The organism is Roseovarius sp. THAF9, assembly GCF_009363715.1.
GTDB lineage: Bacteria > Pseudomonadota > Alphaproteobacteria > Rhodobacterales > Rhodobacteraceae > Roseovarius.
Genome location: NZ_CP045404.1, coordinates 2,342,251 through 2,359,811, shown reverse-complemented (window position 1 = coordinate 2,359,811; position 17,561 = coordinate 2,342,251). Strand labels below are relative to the sequence as shown.

At 63.5% G+C, this 17,561-nt stretch carries 21 protein-coding genes and 1 tRNA gene; 10 read left to right on the top strand and 12 right to left on the bottom strand.

From position 1 onward, the window contains the following. The first annotated feature begins 7 nt into the window (after positions 1–7). Genes FIU86_RS11760 through FIU86_RS11735 form a run of 6 tightly spaced genes read left to right on the top strand, consistent with a single transcriptional unit; the run spans position 8 to position 3,087 of the window. Positions 8–361, top strand: a complete 354-nt coding sequence (locus FIU86_RS11760) for an Mth938-like domain-containing protein (protein WP_152475256.1) — start codon at positions 8–10, stop codon at positions 359–361. Between the two features lie 16 nt (positions 362–377). Beyond that, positions 378–995 carry a heme ABC exporter ATP-binding protein CcmA gene (ccmA, locus tag FIU86_RS11755; protein WP_152475255.1) on the top strand — a complete coding sequence of 206 codons (618 nt, stop codon included), beginning with the start codon at positions 378–380 and terminating at the stop codon, positions 993–995. Beyond that, positions 992–1,648 carry a heme exporter protein CcmB gene (gene ccmB / locus FIU86_RS11750; RefSeq protein ID WP_152475254.1) on the top strand — a complete coding sequence of 219 codons (657 nt, stop codon included), beginning with the start codon at positions 992–994 and terminating at the stop codon, positions 1,646–1,648. The genes ccmA and ccmB overlap by 4 nt, the downstream gene beginning before the upstream one ends. Positions 1,649–1,665: 17 nt before the next feature. Then, positions 1,666–2,400 carry a heme ABC transporter permease gene (locus FIU86_RS11745; protein ID WP_057793604.1) on the top strand — a complete coding sequence of 245 codons (735 nt, stop codon included), beginning with the start codon at positions 1,666–1,668 and terminating at the stop codon, positions 2,398–2,400. Beyond that, positions 2,397–2,555 carry a heme exporter protein CcmD gene (gene ccmD, locus FIU86_RS11740; protein WP_152475253.1) on the top strand — a complete coding sequence of 53 codons (159 nt, stop codon included), beginning with the start codon at positions 2,397–2,399 and terminating at the stop codon, positions 2,553–2,555. The genes FIU86_RS11745 and ccmD overlap by 4 nt, the downstream gene beginning before the upstream one ends. Continuing rightward, positions 2,548–3,087 carry a DsbE family thiol:disulfide interchange protein gene (locus FIU86_RS11735; RefSeq protein WP_254703816.1) on the top strand — a complete coding sequence of 180 codons (540 nt, stop codon included), beginning with the start codon at positions 2,548–2,550 and terminating at the stop codon, positions 3,085–3,087. The genes ccmD and FIU86_RS11735 overlap by 8 nt, the downstream gene beginning before the upstream one ends. Positions 3,088–3,093: 6 nt before the next feature. Here FIU86_RS11735 and FIU86_RS23025 read toward each other — a convergent pair whose 3' ends face one another. After that, complete coding sequence (locus FIU86_RS23025) at positions 3,094–3,228, bottom strand: hypothetical protein (protein ID WP_302848742.1); 135 nt, start codon at positions 3,226–3,228, stop codon at positions 3,094–3,096. 209 nt (positions 3,229–3,437) lie between these two features. On the opposite strand from FIU86_RS23025, the gene FIU86_RS11730 reads away from it, so the two are divergent. After that, the gene (locus FIU86_RS11730; RefSeq protein WP_152475252.1) at positions 3,438–4,520 is read left to right on the top strand and encodes an ABC transporter ATP-binding protein; all 1,083 of its coding nucleotides are present in this window, start codon (positions 3,438–3,440) and stop codon (positions 4,518–4,520) included. 3 nt (positions 4,521–4,523) lie between these two features. On the opposite strand, the gene FIU86_RS11725 is transcribed toward FIU86_RS11730, so the two are convergent. The 3 genes from FIU86_RS11725 to purB form a co-directional block, all read right to left on the bottom strand. Beyond that, on the bottom strand, positions 4,524–5,597 hold the full coding sequence (locus tag FIU86_RS11725; RefSeq protein ID WP_152475251.1) for a flagellar motor switch protein FliG: 1,074 nt from the start codon (positions 5,595–5,597) through the stop codon (positions 4,524–4,526). A gap of 241 nt (positions 5,598–5,838) precedes the next feature. Next, positions 5,839–6,006 (bottom strand): hypothetical protein, encoded by a 168-nt coding sequence (locus FIU86_RS22570; protein ID WP_172977491.1) that lies wholly within the window; start codon positions 6,004–6,006, stop codon positions 5,839–5,841. 106 nt (positions 6,007–6,112) lie between these two features. Then, positions 6,113–7,420 (bottom strand): adenylosuccinate lyase, encoded by a 1,308-nt coding sequence (gene purB, locus FIU86_RS11720; RefSeq protein WP_152475250.1) that lies wholly within the window; start codon positions 7,418–7,420, stop codon positions 6,113–6,115. Positions 7,421–7,475: 55 nt separating this feature from the next. Between purB and FIU86_RS11715 the strand changes: the two genes are divergently transcribed. After that, a complete protein-coding gene (locus tag FIU86_RS11715; RefSeq protein WP_254703815.1) occupies positions 7,476–7,919 on the top strand; it encodes a DUF6314 family protein in 444 nt (147 codons plus the stop codon). Between the two features lie 189 nt (positions 7,920–8,108). On the opposite strand, the gene FIU86_RS11710 is transcribed toward FIU86_RS11715, so the two are convergent. From FIU86_RS11710 to FIU86_RS11685, 6 genes are all read right to left on the bottom strand, one after another. Continuing rightward, complete coding sequence (locus FIU86_RS11710; RefSeq protein WP_152475249.1) at positions 8,109–8,825, bottom strand: hypothetical protein; 717 nt, start codon at positions 8,823–8,825, stop codon at positions 8,109–8,111. 165 nt (positions 8,826–8,990) lie between these two features. Beyond that, entirely contained in the window at positions 8,991–9,425 is a 435-nt protein-coding gene (locus tag FIU86_RS11705) for a glyoxalase superfamily protein (protein WP_152475248.1), read from the bottom strand. 188 nt (positions 9,426–9,613) lie between these two features. Further along, positions 9,614–10,351: a lytic transglycosylase domain-containing protein gene (locus FIU86_RS11700; protein ID WP_254704014.1), complete on the bottom strand. Its 738-nt coding sequence runs from the start codon at positions 10,349–10,351 to the stop codon at positions 9,614–9,616. A 273-nt stretch (positions 10,352–10,624) separates the two neighbouring features. Next, the gene (locus tag FIU86_RS11695) at positions 10,625–11,488 is read right to left on the bottom strand and encodes a hypothetical protein (RefSeq protein WP_152475246.1); all 864 of its coding nucleotides are present in this window, start codon (positions 11,486–11,488) and stop codon (positions 10,625–10,627) included. 216 nt (positions 11,489–11,704) lie between these two features. Further along, on the bottom strand, positions 11,705–13,111 hold the full coding sequence (gene glnA, locus FIU86_RS11690; protein WP_152475245.1) for a type I glutamate--ammonia ligase: 1,407 nt from the start codon (positions 13,109–13,111) through the stop codon (positions 11,705–11,707). A 35-nt stretch (positions 13,112–13,146) separates the two neighbouring features. Beyond that, positions 13,147–13,485 (bottom strand): P-II family nitrogen regulator, encoded by a 339-nt coding sequence (locus FIU86_RS11685; RefSeq protein ID WP_152475244.1) that lies wholly within the window; start codon positions 13,483–13,485, stop codon positions 13,147–13,149. A 166-nt stretch (positions 13,486–13,651) separates the two neighbouring features. Here FIU86_RS11685 and FIU86_RS11680 point away from each other — a divergent pair, with 166 nt between their 5' ends. Next, positions 13,652–15,280, top strand: a complete 1,629-nt coding sequence (locus tag FIU86_RS11680; protein ID WP_368373126.1) for an NAD(P)H-hydrate dehydratase — start codon at positions 13,652–13,654, stop codon at positions 15,278–15,280. Positions 15,281–15,306: 26 nt separating this feature from the next. On the opposite strand, the gene FIU86_RS11675 is transcribed toward FIU86_RS11680, so the two are convergent. Next, a complete protein-coding gene (locus FIU86_RS11675) occupies positions 15,307–15,804 on the bottom strand; it encodes a Hint domain-containing protein (protein ID WP_152475243.1) in 498 nt (165 codons plus the stop codon). A 163-nt stretch (positions 15,805–15,967) separates the two neighbouring features. On the opposite strand from FIU86_RS11675, the gene FIU86_RS11670 reads away from it, so the two are divergent. After that, positions 15,968–16,052 (top strand) — tRNA-Leu (locus tag FIU86_RS11670). A gap of 102 nt (positions 16,053–16,154) precedes the next feature. On the opposite strand, the gene guaD is transcribed toward FIU86_RS11670, so the two are convergent. Beyond that, positions 16,155–17,441 carry a guanine deaminase gene (guaD, locus tag FIU86_RS11665; protein WP_152475242.1) on the bottom strand — a complete coding sequence of 429 codons (1,287 nt, stop codon included), beginning with the start codon at positions 17,439–17,441 and terminating at the stop codon, positions 16,155–16,157. Positions 17,442–17,561: the final 120 nt, after the last annotated feature.

Genomic DNA, 17,561 nt, shown 5'->3' with positions numbered 1-17,561 from the left:
GGAGGCGATGCGCCTGAACGAGGTAACATTTTCCGATGTGAAGCCGATCGACGGCTACGGCCCCGGCTTTTTCCGTGTGGGCGGAGAGGCGATCGAGGGCGCGGTCTGCGTGGGTCCGGATGGGGTGAAAGCCTGGGGCGGGTACGAGGACAGCGCGTCTCTGATGGAGCTGGTGGACAAGGTTGACGTGCTGTTCATCGGCACCGGCGCCGAGACGGCGCATGTGCCGGGCGATTTCCGCACCGCGCTGGAGGAGGCGGGCATCGGAGTGGAGGCGATGAATTCGCCCGCGGCGGCGCGGACCTACAACGTGTTGATCTCGGAGGGGCGGCGCGTGGCTGCGGCCCTGTTGCCGGTCTGAGAGCGGTGGGCCGACGATGCGCCTGACGGTCCGGGACCTTTGCGTGGCACGCGGCGGCGTGCGGGTGCTGGACGCTGTGAGTTTCGCCGTGGCGGCGGGCGAGGCGCTGGTGCTGCGCGGGCCGAACGGGGCGGGCAAGACGACCCTCTTGCGCACGCTGGCGGGGTTGCAGCCTCCGGTAGACGGCGCGGTCGAGTATCCCGCCGACAGCGTGGTTTATGCCGGGCATGCGGACGGGATCAAGCCCGCGCTGAGCGTGGTCGAGAACCTGAGCTTTTGGGCGCAGGTCTTTGGCCGAAAAGAGATTTCTCACGCCTTGGCAGCTTATGAACTCGAGGGTTTGGCGCATCGGCCCGCAGGGTTTCTGTCTGCCGGGCAGAAGCGACGGCTGGGGCTAGCGCGACTGTTGGTGACGGGCCGCGCGATCTGGATTCTGGACGAGCCCACGGTGTCGCTGGATGCGCGTGCGGTGGGCATGTTCGCCGCCGTGGTGCGGGCGCATCTGGCCGAAGGTGGCATCGCTGTGCTGGCCACGCATATCGACCTTGGCCTTGACGAGGCGACGGTGCTGGACGTGGCGCCCTTTCGCGCGGTGCGGCAGGAGCTGGACGATTTCGACGAGGCATTCCTGTGACCGCGTTGCTGCTGAGAGACATACGGCTGGCCGTGCGGGCCGGGGGCGGGTTCGGGCTGGGCCTCGCCTTCTTCCTGATCGTCGTGGTGCTGGTGCCGTTCGGCGTGGGGCCGCAATCGGAACTCTTGTCGCGGATCGCGGCGGGGATCCTGTGGATCGGGGCGCTGCTGGCCTGTCTTGTCTCGCTCGACCGGATCTTTGCGCTGGACTGGGAAGACGGCAGCCTTGATCTGCTGGCCACGGCCCCGCTGCCGATGGAGGCGGTGGCGGCCATCAAGGGGCTGGCGCACTGGATCACGACGGGACTGCCGCTGGTGCTGGCCGCCCCCGTGCTGGGGGTGCTGTTGAACCTGCCGGCGCAGGGCTACGGGCCATTGGTGCTGTCCCTGCTTCTGGGTACGCCGGCGTTGAGCATGATCGGTGCGTTCGGCGCGGCGCTGACCGTGGGGTTGCGGCGAGGCGGGCTCTTGTTGAGCCTGCTTGTTCTGCCGCTATACGTGCCCACATTGATCTTTGGCGCCGAGATGGCGCGCCGGGGCGTGGATGGGCAGGACTACACGACGCCGATGCTGATGCTGGCGGGGATCACCTGCGGCACCATCGCGCTTTTGCCTTTCGCATCGGCTGCGGTATTGAGGGTCAACCTGCGTTAACGAAAGGATTTGCGCGCGTGGCATCACTCTGGGAATACGCCAACCCGAAGAAGTTCATCGACACGACGGACAAGGTTTTGCCGTGGGTGTCGGTGCTGGCCGTGCTGTGCCTTGCGACCGGGTTGATCTGGGGCTTTTTCTTCACGCCGGACGACTTCCGTCAGGGCTCGACCGTCAAGATCATCTATCTGCACGTGCCGAGCGCGCTGATGGCGATCAACGCATGGATCATGATGCTGGTGGCCTCGCTGATCTGGGTCGTCCGGCGGCACCATGTGAGCGCGCTGGCGGCCCGTGCGGCGGCACCGGTGGGCGTGGTGATGACGGTGATCGCACTGGCGACCGGGGCGATCTGGGGTCAGCCGATGTGGGGGACGTGGTGGGCGTGGGACCCGCGGCTGACGTCGTTCCTGATCCTTTTCCTGTTCTACCTCGGCTATATCGCGCTGTGGGAAGCCATCGAGAACGACGACACGGCGGCGGACCTGACCGCGATCCTGTGTATCGTTGGGTCGGTCTTTGCCCTGCTGAGCCGATACGCGGTGCTGTTCTGGAACCAGGGGCTGCACCAGGGGGCGTCGCTGAGCCTCGACAAGGAAGAGAACGTGGCGGACGTGTTCTATTTCCCGCTGTTGGTGTCGATTGCGGGGTTCGTGTTTTTGTTCATCGCGCTGGTCTTCTTACGCACGCAAACCGAGATCCGGGCGCGGCGCATGCGGGCGCTCTTGGCCCGTGACCGGATGGAGGCGTGATGCCGGAGCTTGGAAAATATGCCGAGGCGGTACTGTCGTCCTACGCGGTGTCGCTGGTGCTGCTGATCGCGCTGGTCGTGCTCAGCTGGCGGCGATCGGTGCGCGTGAAGAACGCACTGAAAGATGTTGAAAGAAAGCGGAAATCGGATGTCTAAATCCTCGTTCCTGATGGTGTTGCCGCCGGTGATATTCGCGGCGCTGGCCGCTGTGTTCTATATCGGGATGCAGCGCGAGGACCCCGATGCGCTGCCCTCGGCCATCGAAGGCAAGCCGGCGCCCGCCGTCGCGCTGACCGAGCTGGAGGGCAAGACGCCGTTCACCGACGCGGAGTTGCGTAGTGGCGGCGTGAAACTGGTGAATTACTGGGCCAGCTGGTGCGCGCCGTGCCGGGTGGAGCATCCGCATCTGGAGGCGCTGGCCGAGGAGGGCGTCACCATCTACGGCGTGAATTACAAGGACCAGCCGGGCAATGCGCTGGGGTTCCTGGAGGAACTGGGCGATCCTTATACGGCCATCGGGGCCGATCCGAACGGGCGCATGGCGCTGGATTGGGGACTGTATGGCGTGCCGGAGACTTATGTCATCGACGGCGATGGACGGGTCGTGCTGCGCTTTCCGGGGCCGATCACCGAGCGCGTGATGGAGGGGCAGATCCGCCCCGCGATCGAGAAAGCGCGGGGCGGCTGAGGCCTTTTACTTCTCGCAGTCCTCGATTTTCACGGTGTCCCCCAGGGGACAGGCGGTGCGCGAGTCGGGGCTGGCGATGGCGCCGGTGATGGCCAGAAGGGCGATCAGGCCGACCTGTAGGGAGATCAGGAATTTTCGCATCGGTAGGTTCCGTCGTATTTTTGGTCTTGCTGCTCGTTTGTACGCTTCAGATAGGCACAACCGTCGCATCGCGATAGTCGGAAAATCCTGACCTCGGCGCACATTTGCGTGTTTGCCACGCGAGCGGCGGCATCTTGCGCGGGGCGGGCGGGATTGCTATCTGCGACGGCAAGCCCGACATATTTGATCGGAAAAGCGAAGAGGCAGATTTGCAGGACACCATTCCGCGCCTTGAGACACGCAATCTCGTGCGCCGTTACGACGGGCGCACGGTAGTGGATGACGTGTCGCTGTCGGTGCTGCCCGGGCAGGTGACGTGTCTTCTGGGGCCGTCGGGCTGTGGCAAGTCGACGACGCTGCGGATGATCGCGGGCGTCGAGATGCAGGATTCGGGCGAAATCTGGGTCGATGGCAAGCTGGTCTGCGATACGGTGTTTCGCGTGCCGCCCGAGCGGCGGCATATCGGATTGATGTTCCAGGATTTCGCTCTGTTCCCGCATCTGCGCGTTGGCGAGAACGTGGCCTTCGGGCTGGGTGGAACGGCCGATGAGAAGGCGGCGCGCGTGGCCGAATTGCTGGAGCGCGTGGGACTGGAAGGCTATGCGCGGAATTTCCCGCACGAGCTTTCGGGGGGCGAACAGCAGCGGGTGGCGCTGGCCCGCGCCTTGGCGCCCCGGCCCTCGATTATGCTGATGGACGAGCCGTTTTCGGGGCTCGACAACCGGCTGCGCGACGGTATCCGAGACGAGACGCTGGAGATCCTGCGCGAGCAGGACACCGCCGTGTTGCTGGTGACGCACGAGCCCGAGGAAGCGATGCGCATGGCCGATACGATCGCGCTGATGCGCGACGGGCGGATCGTGCAGCAGGGCGCGCCGTATAACATCTACAACGCGCCCGCCGACCGCGCGGCGGTGTCGTTCTTCAGCGACGTGAATGTGGTGCGGGGCGAGGTGCATGGCGCGCTGGCGCAGACGCCTTTCGGCCAGTTCCTGGCGCCGGGCGTGCCGGACGGGCAGGCGGTGGAGATCGTGGTGCGCCCGCAGCACGTGAAGCTGGATTTCGACCGCGCGGGCAAGGGCCCGGCGCCGACGATCAGCGACGGCACGGCTGTGCGCGGTGAAGTGCGGCGGGCACGGTTCATGGGGGGCGAAAGCCTTGTCGAGTTTCAGATGGAATTCGGCGGGCCGCGCTTCAAGGTGACGGTTCCGGCGGTGTTCCTGCCCAAGAACGGCACGCCGATGTGGCTGACCATCCGGCGCGACAAGTGCTTTATCTTCCCGGTGGATTGAGGCTCAGGCGGTTTCCTCTTCATCGTCGTCGGGCACGATCAGTTGCAATTCGCCGCTGGCCTCCAGCGTGCGGATGACATTGACCACGTCGGTCATGGCAGCCTCGCCATCCTTGGGCTTGACCTTGCCCAAGGCCTCGATTTCTTCTCGCAGGGCGTCGGACATGCGTTTCGACATGTTTTCCAGGATGAATTCGGCGGATGCCTTGGCGTCTTCGCTGGTCTGGGCGTGGGCCAGCGCCTGCACCAGCGCGGCCTGTTCGACGTCGCGGGTAATCTTGGGCACGTCGATGGGGTTGAGACGCTCGGAGATGTTGACGAAAGTGAAGATCGCCTTGCGGACCTTGGCGGCAAAGCTTTGGTCGCTTTCGTCGAGGCCCATGAGCACGTCGTCGCGGGTGGCGGCCGGGGAGAAGTTGAGAATGGCGCCCACCCGTTCGACGGGCCCTTCGGGAAAGGCGGTTTCGGGTACGCTGTGCAGTTGTGCGGCCAGCGACAGGCCGATTCTGTCGACCGCATCGGGGGTGACAGCGCCGGTCTGGGACATGGCGATGGCGATGCGGCGCGCGGCGTCGCCTGGCATCTTGCCCAAGAGTTCGGCGGCGCGGGCCACGTCGAGCTTGGACAGTAGCACCGCGGCAACCTCGGTACCTTCGGATTGCAGGATTTCGAGCAAGTCATCGGTTTGGGCGGTGCGCACCTGTTCCCACGGCTCGCCGAACTGGCGCACGCCGGCCTCCTTGCGCAGGCGCGAGGCGGTTTGCGGGCTGATGCGCCCGTCGAGCGCCGTGAGCGCGCCGGCCACGCCGCGCGGGAAGGTCAGGCCCATCGCCTCGACCTCGGAGGCGAATTCGGCGACGACATCGGCCAAGGTCGCGCGGTCGACATAGCGCATCGTGCCCATTTGCTGGGTCAGGCGGCGCTGCAATTCGTCGGGCAGGTCCTGCAACGGCACATCGGCGCCTTCGTTGATGAGAAAACGCACGATAATTGCTGCCTTCTGCCGGCGAGTCAGCTGGGCCGCCGCGTTGGCGGACGGCCCCGAAAGCGCCAGTTGCCCAAAATTGCTGCTGCTCATTCCAGTCCCCGGATGACGTTCCGGCAAACTAGGGCGGGAGTGGTGAAGAAACCGCTAAAGGTAAAATTAAAGCGTTTCGCGATGAACCTGACTCACAGCTTACCCGCGAAGGTCAGCACAACAGCCAATCGTTGCACGCGTTTCACCTTTCGCTGATAGCTCAGGTTAAAGGTGAAACGCTTTGAAAACGGCGCCGCCCGGTTCCGGGTGCGCCGTCTCGACTTGGGATATGGCCCGCCGGTCAGCTCATGGTCTGTTCGACGCAGGTGCCGGTATTTTTGTCCCACACCATGCCTTCGGCGCAGGACGCGGCCTGATGCGATTTGCCGGGGCACATCGCGGCGGCCGAAACGGTGGTGCCCAGAACGAGGGCGAGGGATGTCAGAATGGTCTTGGTCCTGGACTTCATGGATTGAACTCCTTTGCACTAAGACCCCGATGGTAACACGGAATCGGCCTCAGACCAGTGTTTCGGCCAGAACTTGCGCGGCCTAGCGTCCGATCTGCCCGGAAATTCAGCTTTCGCCGAAGACGCGGGTGAAGATCGTGTCGACATGCTTGGTGTGGTAGTCCATGTCGAATTTCTCTTCGATCTGGTCTGTGCCCAGGGCAGCGACCACATCGGCGTCGGCCAGCAATTCCTCTTTGAAATCAGTACGCTGTTCCCAGACCTTGAGCGCGTTTCGCTGGACCATGGCGTAGGCATCCTCGCGGCTGACGCCCGCTTGCGTCAAGGCCAGGAGGACGCGTTGGGACATGACCAACCCAGGGAACTTGTTCATGTTTTCCAGCATGTTTTCCGGGAAGATGATCATCTTGTCGACCACGCCGGTCAGACGGGCGATGGCGAAATCGAGCGTCACGGTGGAGTCGGGGCCGATCATGCGTTCCACGGAACTGTGCGAGATGTCGCGCTCGTGCCAGAGGGCCACGTTTTCCATGGCCGGGATCACGGCCATACGGACAAGGCGGGCAAGGCCGGTGAGGTTCTCGGTCAGGACCGGGTTCTTCTTGTGCGGCATGGCCGAGGAGCCTTTCTGACCCATCGAGAAGAATTCGGCGCCTTCCAGCACCTCGGTGCGCTGCATGTGGCGGATTTCGATCGCGATATTTTCGATGGACGACGCAATGACGCCAAGCGCGGCGAAGAAGGCGGCGTGGCGGTCGCGGGGGATGACTTGCGTGCTGATGGGCTCGGGTTCGAGGCCCATTTGCTTGCAAACATGTTCTTCGACCCGCGGGTCGATATTGGCGAAGGTGCCGACCGCGCCGGAGATGGCGCCGGTGGCGACCTCGGCGCGGGCGGTGCGCAGGCGCGTGAGGTTGCGGTCCATCTCGGCGAAAAAGCGTGCGAAGGTGAGGCCCATGGTAGTGGGTTCGGCGTGGATGCCGTGGGAGCGGCCGACGCGCAGGGTCATCTTGTGTTCGAAGGCGCGGCGTTTGAGGGCGGCGAGCAGGTCTTCCATATCGGCGATCAACAGATCGGCGGCGCGGACGAGCTGGACGTTCAGGCAGGTATCCAGGACGTCCGAAGAAGTCATGCCCTGGTGGACGAAACGCGCTTCCTCGGAGCCCACATGCTCGGCGAGGTGGGTGAGGAAGGCGATGACGTCATGCTTGGTCACGGCCTCGATCTCATCGATGCGGGCGACGTCGAATTCGACATCCTTGGCCTTCCAGACGGCCTCGGCATTCTCGCGCGGGATCACGCCAAGGTCGGCCATCGCGTCACAGGCATGGGCCTCGATCTCGTACCAGATGCGGAACTTGGTGGCGGGTTCCCAGATGGCGACCATGTCGGGGCGGGAATAGCGAGGGATCATGCGAACGGACCTTTGGATTGAATGGCTGTCGGGCGCGGTTTAGACGGAGGAACGGGTGGCGGCAAGACGGGCGTGGCGATTGGTACCGGAACTGGCAGACTTCGAAGGGGTGTGGCGGCTGGAGCGCGACGTGGTGCACGCGAACGCGGCGCCCGCGCGGTTTGAGGGCGAGGCCCGGTTTGTGCCCGGGCAGGACGGACTGATCTATCGCGAGGCGGGTGTGCTGACCATGGCCGGCGAGGCGCCGATGCGGGCCGAACGGGGATATCTCTGGCGGGCCGGGAACAGCGGTGGGATCGATGTGATGTTCGAGGATGGACGGTTCTTTCACAGCATCACCGGCAGCGCCGAGGCGCGGCACTGGTGCGATCCGGACACGTACCACGTGCAGTACGATTTTGGCGGCTGGCCGGAGTGGCGCGCGACCTGGGCGGTGTCGGGGCCGCGGAAGGCTTACCAAATGATCAGTCGTTATGTCCCCGCGGTGGGGGAGAAGTGAACAGCATGCCTTAATTCGGTCAAATTGTTTCGCCATAAGAGACAATAGCAAAAACAAAAAGCCGGGCGGGTGCGATCCCTGACCCAGGCGCAGAGACAGAAAAGCCGGGCAAAAAACGGGCTTCATACAGGCAGGGCGGCACCGAAGGGTGTCGCCCGTTTCACTTTTGCAACGATCGGCTACCGGCGATCAATTTTCGCCCGTGATGTCGCGCAGCATTGAATACGTGAAGAGAAACGCACCGAGCGGCGCCGTGTACAACATGATCGACAGCGCCATCGTGTGCACTGTCAGGCGCAGCGGTTTCGTGGGCACGGCGCGTTTTTCGAGCCAACTTGGCACGGCTGTGACAGTATCGGGTACCTCGTCGGCGAGGATCACGTCGAACTGCTCTTCGGCCGGTAAGGCCGGGGCGGCGCGGCGCTGGCGTGCGGCGGGCTGTGCGTCGAGATTGGCCGGGGCCGAAGGGTCGGTTGCGGGGGGCGATTGGCGCAAAAGATCGTAGAGCGACAGGATCAGGTCTTGGTCAACCATTTCGGGCGTTTCGCCACGCATGATCGTGTCGTAGGGCATGTCGTCCTTGATGCGATAGATCAGCCGGTCGGCGAGATGTGCGAAAGAGACATCCAGTAGGTCGTCGCCGGGCGGATCCTCGGGACTGCGCCCGATGGCAAGCACGAGATGCGTGTAGCGATCCTCGCGGCTGGGAGGCAAAAGAGCGACAGCGATGCGCACGCCGATCCGGTCTATCATCGCGATGGAGTCGCTGACCCAGTGAATTCGGCGCGGCTGGGCGTCCGAGTTTTGCAGCATCTCGTCGATCGCGTGCACGATATCGCCAGCCTGCGCCATTGGCGCGCGGCGATAGCCGAAAGTCGCGATGGAGGTCTGCCGGTCGTCGTACATGGTCTGCCTTCGAGGGGTCGAGGAGATTCCGGACCTAAGCTGCAACTGAGACAGGCGTTGGAAAAGATTGTGGCAAGTTCAAGAAGGCGATCCCGGATAGCGGACCATGCGCCTTGAATTAAAGGGGCGTGCCGCGTTTTTTGCACGCGCGGCACGCCAGGGTTGTCAGGTCAGGTCGAGGGCAACGTGCGGCTGTCCGTCGGAGGTTTTCTCGACGGTGCGCCCGGTGGCGCCGACCGTGCAGGACACCCGCTTGCGCAGTGCGCTGAAGCGGGTCGAGGCAACGACGTCAACGGGCGTGTCGAAGTCAATGCCCAGTTCCACGTGGTTCGGTCCGTGACGGCGGGCCGAGCGGATGGTGCCGGTGAACGCATGGCCCAGGTAGTGCCCCGACACCCGCTGACCCAGCGACCAGACGCGGGGTGTCGGCGCCGCGATGGCGTCGGACAGGGTGTTCCAGTCACGATAGCCCCATTGATGGGCCACATGTTCAAGCGCGGTGGAGTGGCTGATGGGCGTTCCGGCGTGGCTGAGGGTCTGGCGAAGATTGCGCGCGTGGCCTTTCAGCACGTCGCGCGAGGGAAGTGTGGTCTGTGTCATTGCAGTGATCCTATAAGGGGGCAGATAGAACGGCAGGGCCCGCGTTGCTGCCCGGCCTGTGCCCCGGGTCGATGCAATGTCACTGTCAGGGCTTCACCATGGCCAAACGGCTTGCGGGCGGCGGGGGCCTGACGCCCCGTAGGCCCGGCAGATAGGCAGCCGGACACCCTGCGTCAAGCCCCGCGCCGTCAGCCGTCGATCTTGGCGGCCATGATGGCAATGGCCTGTTGATAAACGGTGGCTGCGTTCCATTGCTTGATGACGCGGAAGTTGGGCTGGCCCTGCTGGTAACCGGCGCCCGGCTGCCAGCCCTTGCGACGCAGGAAATTCGCCGTCGACACAAGCGCATCGGCCTGGTTATAGAAATCCACGCGGCCGTCGCCGTTGCCGTCGACGCCGTAGCTCAGTGCGTTGCCCGGCAGGAACTGGGTATGGCCCAGCTCGCCATGCTTGGCGCCACGCGTGTTGATTGTGATCGAGCCGCGATCCACCAGTTTCAGCGCGCCGATGGCGTGCGGACGGAAGAAATCCGAACGGCGGCAGTCATAGGTCAGGGTCACGATGGCCGAGACGACCGAGCTGTTGCCCATGAAGCCGCCAAAGCCGGTTTCCATGCCGTGGATGGCGATGATGACCCCGGCGGGCACGCCGTAATTCTGTTCGATCCAGTTGTAGAACCGGGCGTTCTGCGCCTTGCGCTTGCGGCCTTGCGCGATGATCGTGTTGGCGCCGCGCACCTGCATGAACTTGTCGAGCGAGTAGCGAAAACTTTTCTGGTTGCGGTCGGCGGCGATGGTGCTGGAGGCGTAGCGGGTCTGGGCCAGCGCCTGAAGGCCACGCTGACCGACACCGGCAGCCTGGGCCTGCTGGGCGAAGACTGCCTTCCATTGTTCGAATCCGTTGGCGTTATTGCCACATTGGGCCATGGCCGCTGTTCCGGCAGTCAAAGTGGTGACGCCAGCGACGGCAAGCGCAAGAAAACGAGATTTGAATTTCAAAGGCATTGGGCAGCTCCAGGTCAGACAATCACGATGTTAGCCGAGCCGGACAAGGGAACAAAGTCAATTCTCCATGACATTCGGTGCATCGGGACGGGCGTCAAGAGATGACCCGTCCGGGCAAACAACGGTCTATCGGTCGCGTGTGTTCCTTGGACGTGTGACCCGCTGCCCGTTCTTTCGGAGTCGAAAGCGGCCCGTTCAGTTCAGAACGCTCTGGAAAACCTGCGCCGCGGCGGCGGTGGCTCCGTTCGCCTGAAGCGACACGAAAAGTCCCGACAGCGCCGCGGCCTGCCCGGCGAGGCGGAGGTTTTCGCCCTTGACCAGATTGATGATTACCAGCGCGATACCGACCGGCAGTGCGATGCAGGCCACCGCGAAGGACAAAAGCCAGGCCGACAGGCGCAGGCGATCGGAGTCCTCGGCAATGTTTTCGATGGCGGGCACGACCATATCGGGCGTGTCGTCGATAATGCCTTCGGATTCGCCGATGAAAGCCTTCGAGGGCAGGATCGGCATCACCGGCGGGGGCGTGCATTTCAGTCGCTCGTCCAGCTTGGTGTGCAGGTCATCTATCCCGGTCAGCGCGGCGCGGGCGCGTTGGGTCTGGTCCGCAAGCCTGTCGGACCCGGCTGCTCCATCGGCTGCAGGCTCGCAGGCCTCACGAACGTCTTCGGCTGAAAGGAGCGCGTTTTGCTCGATCCATTGCAGGTGGGTCGGACGCAGGTGATCGCTGAGGTCGATCGCCACACGGGCCAAAACGGCATCGATCGCCTGGCCGGTTTCGGGTGCCGCCTGGTCGCGGCGAGAGATGTCGATCCGCAGCAGGGTGTTCATCGACAGCTCAAGATCCGGCAACACGACGTTGTCGCTGAGTGTCAGGCAAACCCGGTAGTGCTCGGTCTCGACCCCGGCGTCGCTGTCGGACAGAACGCCGAGCGACCGAACGTTCTCGCAGAGCCCCTTCAGGGCCTCGACGCTGAGCTTCAGAGCATCCAAAAGGTCGATGTGTTGCTCTTCGACGAAAACAAGCCCCGCCATGACGCGTTTGTCGTTATGAGACATTTTTCAGGTCCTGATTGTTTCCGCTCGTGGTTGGAACATCCCAAGAATTATTGGAATCTGTATGTTTCAAATATGGACGCAATGCGGCGGTTTCCGCGCCTGAGCGGCGATCCGCCTATCTTTGGCAGCCGTCACGCGCAGTTTTCGGCGGGCAGGACATAAAAAACGGGCGCCTTCCGGAAAAGGCGCCCGCGTAATTGCAGATCTACTACTGGATCAGCAGCTGTAGTACAGGCCGAACTCCACCGGGTGCGGCGTGTGTTCGTAGGTTTCGATCTCTTCCATCTTGAGCTCGATATAGCCCTCGATCTGGTCCTTGGTGAACACGTCACCGGCCAGAAGGTACTCGTGATCGGCCTGAAGCTCCTGCATGGCTTCGCGCAGGCTGCCGCAGACGGTCGGGATGCCTTCCAGCTCTTCGGCGGGCAGGTCGTAGAGGTTCTTGTCCATCGCCTCGCCCGGGTCGATCTTGTTCTTGATGCCGTCGAGGCCGGCCATCAGGAGCGCGGCAAAGCACAGGTAGGGGTTTGCCGACGGATCGGGGAAGCGGGCCTCGACGCGCTTGGCTTTCGGCGACTCGGTCCACGGAATACGAACGCAGCCCGAGCGGTTGCGGGCCGAGTAGGCGCGCAGAACGGGAGCTTCGAAGCCAGGGATCAGACGCTTGTAGCTGTTGGTCGACGGGTTGGTGAAGGCATTCAGCGACTTTGCGTGCTTCAGGATGCCGCCGATGTACCACAGAGCCTCGTCCGAAAGGTCGGCATACTTGTCACCGGCGAAAAGCGGCTTGCCGTCTTTCCAGATCGACATGTTGACGTGCATGCCCGTGCCGTTGTCGCCCGCGATGGGCTTGGGCATGAACGTGGCCGACTTGCCGTAGGCGGCGGCGACGTTGTGGATGACGTACTTGTACTTTTGAAGCTCATCGGCCTGCTTGGTCAGGCTGTCGAAGATCAGGCCCAGCTCGTGCTGGCATGACGCCACCTCGTGGTGGTGCTTGTCGACCTTCATGCCCAGACGTTTCATGGTCGAGAGCATTTCCGAACGGATGTCCTGCGACTCGTCGGTGGGGTTGACCGGAAAATAGCCGCCCTTCACGCCCGGACGGTGGCCCATGTTGCCCATCTCGTACTCGGTGTCGGTGTTCCACGAGGCGTCGATCGCGTCGACCTCGTAGGAGACCTTGTTGATCGAGTTGGAGAAGCGCACGTCGTCGAAGAGGAAGAATTCCGCTTCGGGGCCCATGAAGGCGCTGTCGCCGATGCCGCTGGACTTCAGATAGGCCTCGGCCTTTTCGGCGGTGCCGCGCGGGTCACGCTCGTAGGCTTCGCCGGTGTCGGGTTCGACGATCGAGCAATGCACGCAGATGGTTTTCTCGGCATAGAAGGGGTCGATGTAACCGCTGGCGGTGTCGGGCATCAGTTTCATGTCCGAGGCTTCGATCGATTTCCAGCCGGCGATCGACGAGCCGTCGAACATGAAGCCTTCATCGAGGAAATCCTCGTCAACCTCGTCGGCGATGACCGTGACGTGCTGCAGCTTGCCGCGCGGGTCGGTGAAACGGATGTCGACATACTCGACTTCCTCGTCCTTGATCGTCTTGAGCAGATCTTTTGCGCTCATGTCCATTGATCCCTTCGTTGGTTCTTAGGTTTGGTTCAAAGCGCGTCCGGACCGGATTCGCCGGTGCGGATGCGGATGGCTTGTTCGACGGGGCTGACGAAGATCTTGCCGTCGCCGATCTTGTCGGTCTTGGCGGCATCGACGATGGCCTCGATGGCGGCGTCGACCTGATCGTCGTCCAGCACGACGTCGATTTTCACCTTTGGCAGGAAATCGACGACATACTCGGCACCGCGGTAGAGTTCGGTGTGGCCTTTCTGGCGGCCGAAGCCTTTGACTTCGATCACCGAGAGGCCCTGAACACCCACCTCCTGAAGCGCTTCCTTGACTTCATCGAGCTTGAAGGGCTTGATGATCGCCTCGATTTTTTTCATGGGTCGACTCCTCCGACTGACTTGCGGAATTTGCAGATCACTTCTGTTGAGGCGGCACAATCGGATAGGGTTCTGTAAGCGCTACGCGTCCGGTTGATGCTTTGATGTGCGTAAAATTTAGGCAACCTGGCGCGATAATGTGCGAAATTGAATCGTTGAGAGGTCCATGATGACTGAACTGCTGACCGCCGCCCAGATGCGGGCCATCGAAGAAGCCGCGATCAACTCGGGCGACGTGACCGGCTTGGAGCTGATGGAGCGCGCAGGGCGGGGCGTCGTCGAGGCGGTATTCGAGGAATGGCCGGAGCTGGCGAAAGCGCCGAGCCGGGCGGTCGTGCTATGCGGGCCGGGGAACAATGGCGGCGACGGGTTTGTCGTGGCGCGGTTGCTGAAAGAGTGGGGCTGGGAGGTGGAGGTGTTCCTCTACGGCGACCTCACTAAGCTGCCGCCGGATGCGAAGGTGAATTACGAGCGGTGGTCCACGATGGGCACAGTGCGGCCTTATGTCGACGAGGGCGACGGCGCGTTCTGGCTCGATCCGGTATCGTGGGGACCCGAAACGCTGATTGTGGACGCTTTGTTCGGGACGGGGTTAACGCGCCCGGTGGACGCGTTTAACGCCTTCGGATGGGCCACGCAGATGTCGGGATGGCGCGTGGACGGTCGACCGCTCGGGGGCGGCAACTATCCCGATGCCCGGGTTGTGGCAGTGGATATTCCCAGCGGGCTCTGCGCCGATAGCGGGCGCTATCTGCGCGTGGATGGGCAGGGGCCGTATCACGAGGATATCCGTGCACATCTGACGATCAGTTTTCATGCACTGAAGCTGGGGCATTTGCTGGCCGACGGTCCTGCCGGCTGCGGCAAGGTGGTGGTCAAAGGCATCGGGCTGGATTGTCAGAATAGCCAAGGCATCGTGCGGTTGCTGGAACGCCCGGCGTTTTTTCAAACGAAATGGACGGCGGACCACAAATATGACCATGGGCATGCCCTTGTTTTGTCTGGTGGTGCGGGGCGAACAGGCGCGGCGCGATTGGCGGCGCGGGGGGCGCTGAGGATCGGGGCGGGGCTGGTGACGCTGGGTGTTCCGCCCTCAGCGCAGCAGGAGGTGGCGTGTCAGGTGACGTCGATCATGCTGCGCCGGGTCGAAGGGTGCGACGGGCTGGCCGGCGTTCTGGAGGACCAGCGGATTAATGCGGTTTGCCTGGGTCCGGGGCTGGGTGTCGAGCGGGCGAGGGCACTGGTGCCGGTGGCGCTTGGGGAAGGTGGGGTGCAAACCCACCCCATGCGGTCATTGGTGCTGGATGCGGATGCGCTGACGGCGTATGAGGGCGATCCGGGGGCGCTGTTCGGGATGTTGCATGAAAGCTGCGTGTTGACCCCGCATGGCGGGGAGTTCGCGCGGCTGTTCCCGGATATCGCCGAGAAGCTGAACGCGCCGGCCTCCGAAGGCCCAGCCTTTTCCAAGGTTGACGCGACTCGCGAGGCGGCGCAGCGGGCGGGCTGTATCGTGCTGTTCAAGGGGGCGGATACGGTGATTGCGGCGCCGGATGGTCGGTGCAGCATTAACTCCGCACAATATGAACGCGCCACCCCGTGGCTGGCGACGGCTGGGGCAGGGGACGTGCTGGCCGGGTTCATTACGGGGCTGCTGGCGCGGGGGCATGAGCCTATGCAGGCGGCAGAGGTCGCGGCATGGCTGCATGTCGAATGCGCGCGCAGTTTTGGCCCCGGCCTGATCGCCGAGGATCTGCCGGAAGAGGTGCCGAAGGTGTTGCGCGCTTTGGGCATGTGAGGTCCCGGGTCAAGCCCGGGACAGGGTCACGCAGCTTTTGACAGTGCTTCGATATCGGCGGTGCTGGCCGCTTCGAGCCCGTCGACATAGACGATGTGGGGCGTGTCGAAATCGAGCGTGTGGAGCGTCAGGTCCGTCTTGCCCTCGTCGGTGATGAATTCGCCGTCGACCAGTTGCGAGACCTGTACCACGGCGCGCTTGGTGCCGAACATCGCCTCGGCCCGCCAATCGCGGATCAGCAGGGATTGGCCTTCGGGAAGCAGTACGTCGCGCACGGGGCGGGTGTGACCGAGCGATCCGGCCTGAACGCGGATCGTCCGGGTGCGCAGGGTTTGAACCGAGATGTCCTTCAGGACGGCCATGCCGGTGTCGCGCGTGATCACGCGGTCACCGGGGCGGAGATCTTCCACCGCTTTCTCGCCATCCAATGTCATGATAACTGCGCCGGCGGCAAAGCCGCTGGCCTGCACTCTGGCCCGTGGCGGGTTGGTCCCGCCTGTGCCCCCGACCGTTTTCGGTTCCATGGGCTATCTCGCTCTGTTTTCTGCCTCGTATTTCTAATGAGCATACGTTAACACTCCGCGAATGTCGCGCTTTTTGTTGAATGCCGGAGTAGATTTAGTTTGAATGTTGCAACAGAAATTTCCCTCGCATCCCGACACGCGCTTTGCTAAGACGCCCGTCGATGCGGGTGTGGCGGAATTGGTAGACGCACCAGATTTAGGTTCTGGCGCCGCAAGGCGTGGGGGTTCAAGTCCCTTCACCCGCACCATTTCCCTTTATGCGACAGCGCGGAGCGCCGAATCCGGGGTAGTTCAGCGCCAGGCACTTTCATTTACGGGCCGGCGTCAGAATGGTGGGGTTGAACCCCACCCTAGGATTGCGGCTCTCCTATGATCCAGACCTGTGCGATGGCGCGGTCGTCGCCCATCATGATCGTGGGGAAGAGAGCTTGCCAGATGTCGTTCGCCGTGTTCGCGCGCTGGGCAATTGCCGGCGTCGAGGCGAGGTCGATGGCGATGAGGTCAGCCTCCATCCCCGGGGCGATGGTGCCGATGCGGTCGGACATGTGCAGGGCGTCGGCGCTGCCTGCTGTCGCCAGCCACCAGAGCTGGGCAGGGTGCAGGGCGGTGCCGGAAAGCTGGCCGATCTCATAGGCCGCCGCCATAGTGCGCAGCATCGAGAAGGACGAGCCGCCGCCGGTGTCGGTGGCAAGGCCGATGCGGTGGCCGTCATCGAGGCGCGCGGCCATGTCGAAAAGGCCGGAGCCGATAAAGGTGTTTGATGTGGGGCAGTGAATGAGCGCCGCGCCGACCTCGGCCAGACGGGCGCGTTCGCGGGGCGTGAGGTGGATGGCGTGGCCGTAGAGGCCGCGGGGGCCTAGGAGGCCGTGTATCTCGTAAGTGTCGAGATAATCGCGGGCGGAGGGGAAGAGGGATTTGACCCAGTCGATTTCCTCGACCTGCTCGGAAAGATGCGTTTGCATGAGGCAGGTGGGGTGTTGGGCCCAGAGTGTCCCGAGGGCGGAGAGTTGATCGGGCGAGGAGGTGGGCGAAAAGCGCGGGGTGATAGCGTAGGTCAGCCGGTCGGTGCCGTGCCATCGGGCGATAAGCGCGGCGCTGTCGTCATAAGCCGATTTCGCGGTGTCCAGCAGGGCGGCGGGCGCGTTGCGGTCCATGCAGGTCTTGCCCGCCACAGCGCGAAGGCTGCGGGTTCGGGCGGCTTCGAAAAATGCATCGACACTGTGGGGGTGGGAGGTGCAGAAGCTGGCGACGGTGGTCGTGCCGTTGGCGAGCGTGAGATCGAGATAACGGATTGCGATCTGGCGTGCATAGGCGGGATCGGAAAGGCGCATTTCCTCGGGGAAGGTGTAGGTTTCCAGCCAGTCGCGCAGGCGTTTGCCCCAGCTGGCTATGATGGCAGTCTGAGGAAAATGCGCGTGAGCGTCGATGAAGCCGGGTGAAATGAGGTGATCGTCGTAGCGCTCGATTTCCGCGTCCGGGGCGGCGGCGCGCAGGTCAGCCAGCGGGCCGGTGCGGACGATGTGGCGGTTCTCGATCAGGACGGCCTCGTCGAGGCGGGCGGCGCCGGCGGGGTCGCCCTCGAACGGTGAACGGGTGAAGCACAGGACTTGTCCGGTCAGGATGCGCTGGGTGGTCATGCGGGGTAGGCTCCGTGGTGCCGGTCGGGCGCAGGATAGGTGCGCAGAAGACAAGCGTAAATCCCGCATATTGCGTTGTGATTTCCTGCGGCTTTGTCCTACATGGTGCCGCAGACCCGG

What these genes read in the sequence shown, in the direction of transcription:
- FIU86_RS11760 (WP_152475256.1), top strand. Translation starts at nt 8, where the DNA reads ATGCGCCTGAACGAGGTAACATTTTCCGATGTGAAGCCGATCGACGGC.
- ccmA (WP_152475255.1), top strand. Translation starts at nt 378, where the DNA reads ATGCGCCTGACGGTCCGGGACCTTTGCGTGGCACGCGGCGGCGTGCGG.
- FIU86_RS11735 (WP_254703816.1), top strand. Translation starts at nt 2,548, where the DNA reads ATGTCTAAATCCTCGTTCCTGATGGTGTTGCCGCCGGTGATATTCGCG.
- FIU86_RS23025 (WP_302848742.1), bottom strand. Translation starts at nt 3,228, where the DNA reads ATGCGAAAATTCCTGATCTCCCTACAGGTCGGCCTGATCGCCCTTCTG.
- FIU86_RS11725 (WP_152475251.1), bottom strand. Translation starts at nt 5,597, where the DNA reads ATGAGCAGCAGCAATTTTGGGCAACTGGCGCTTTCGGGGCCGTCCGCC.
- FIU86_RS22570 (WP_172977491.1), bottom strand. Translation starts at nt 6,006, where the DNA reads ATGAAGTCCAGGACCAAGACCATTCTGACATCCCTCGCCCTCGTTCTG.
- purB (WP_152475250.1), bottom strand. Translation starts at nt 7,420, where the DNA reads ATGATCCCTCGCTATTCCCGCCCCGACATGGTCGCCATCTGGGAACCC.
- FIU86_RS11710 (WP_152475249.1), bottom strand. Translation starts at nt 8,825, where the DNA reads ATGTACGACGACCGGCAGACCTCCATCGCGACTTTCGGCTATCGCCGC.
- FIU86_RS11705 (WP_152475248.1), bottom strand. Translation starts at nt 9,425, where the DNA reads ATGACACAGACCACACTTCCCTCGCGCGACGTGCTGAAAGGCCACGCG.
- FIU86_RS11700 (WP_254704014.1), bottom strand. Translation starts at nt 10,351, where the DNA reads ATGGCCCAATGTGGCAATAACGCCAACGGATTCGAACAATGGAAGGCA.
- FIU86_RS11695 (WP_152475246.1), bottom strand. Translation starts at nt 11,488, where the DNA reads ATGTCTCATAACGACAAACGCGTCATGGCGGGGCTTGTTTTCGTCGAA.
- glnA (WP_152475245.1), bottom strand. Translation starts at nt 13,111, where the DNA reads ATGAGCGCAAAAGATCTGCTCAAGACGATCAAGGACGAGGAAGTCGAG.
- FIU86_RS11685 (WP_152475244.1), bottom strand. Translation starts at nt 13,485, where the DNA reads ATGAAAAAAATCGAGGCGATCATCAAGCCCTTCAAGCTCGATGAAGTC.
- FIU86_RS11680 (WP_368373126.1), top strand. Translation starts at nt 13,652, where the DNA reads ATGATGACTGAACTGCTGACCGCCGCCCAGATGCGGGCCATCGAAGAA.
- FIU86_RS11675 (WP_152475243.1), bottom strand. Translation starts at nt 15,804, where the DNA reads ATGGAACCGAAAACGGTCGGGGGCACAGGCGGGACCAACCCGCCACGG.
- guaD (WP_152475242.1), bottom strand. Translation starts at nt 17,441, where the DNA reads ATGACCACCCAGCGCATCCTGACCGGACAAGTCCTGTGCTTCACCCGT.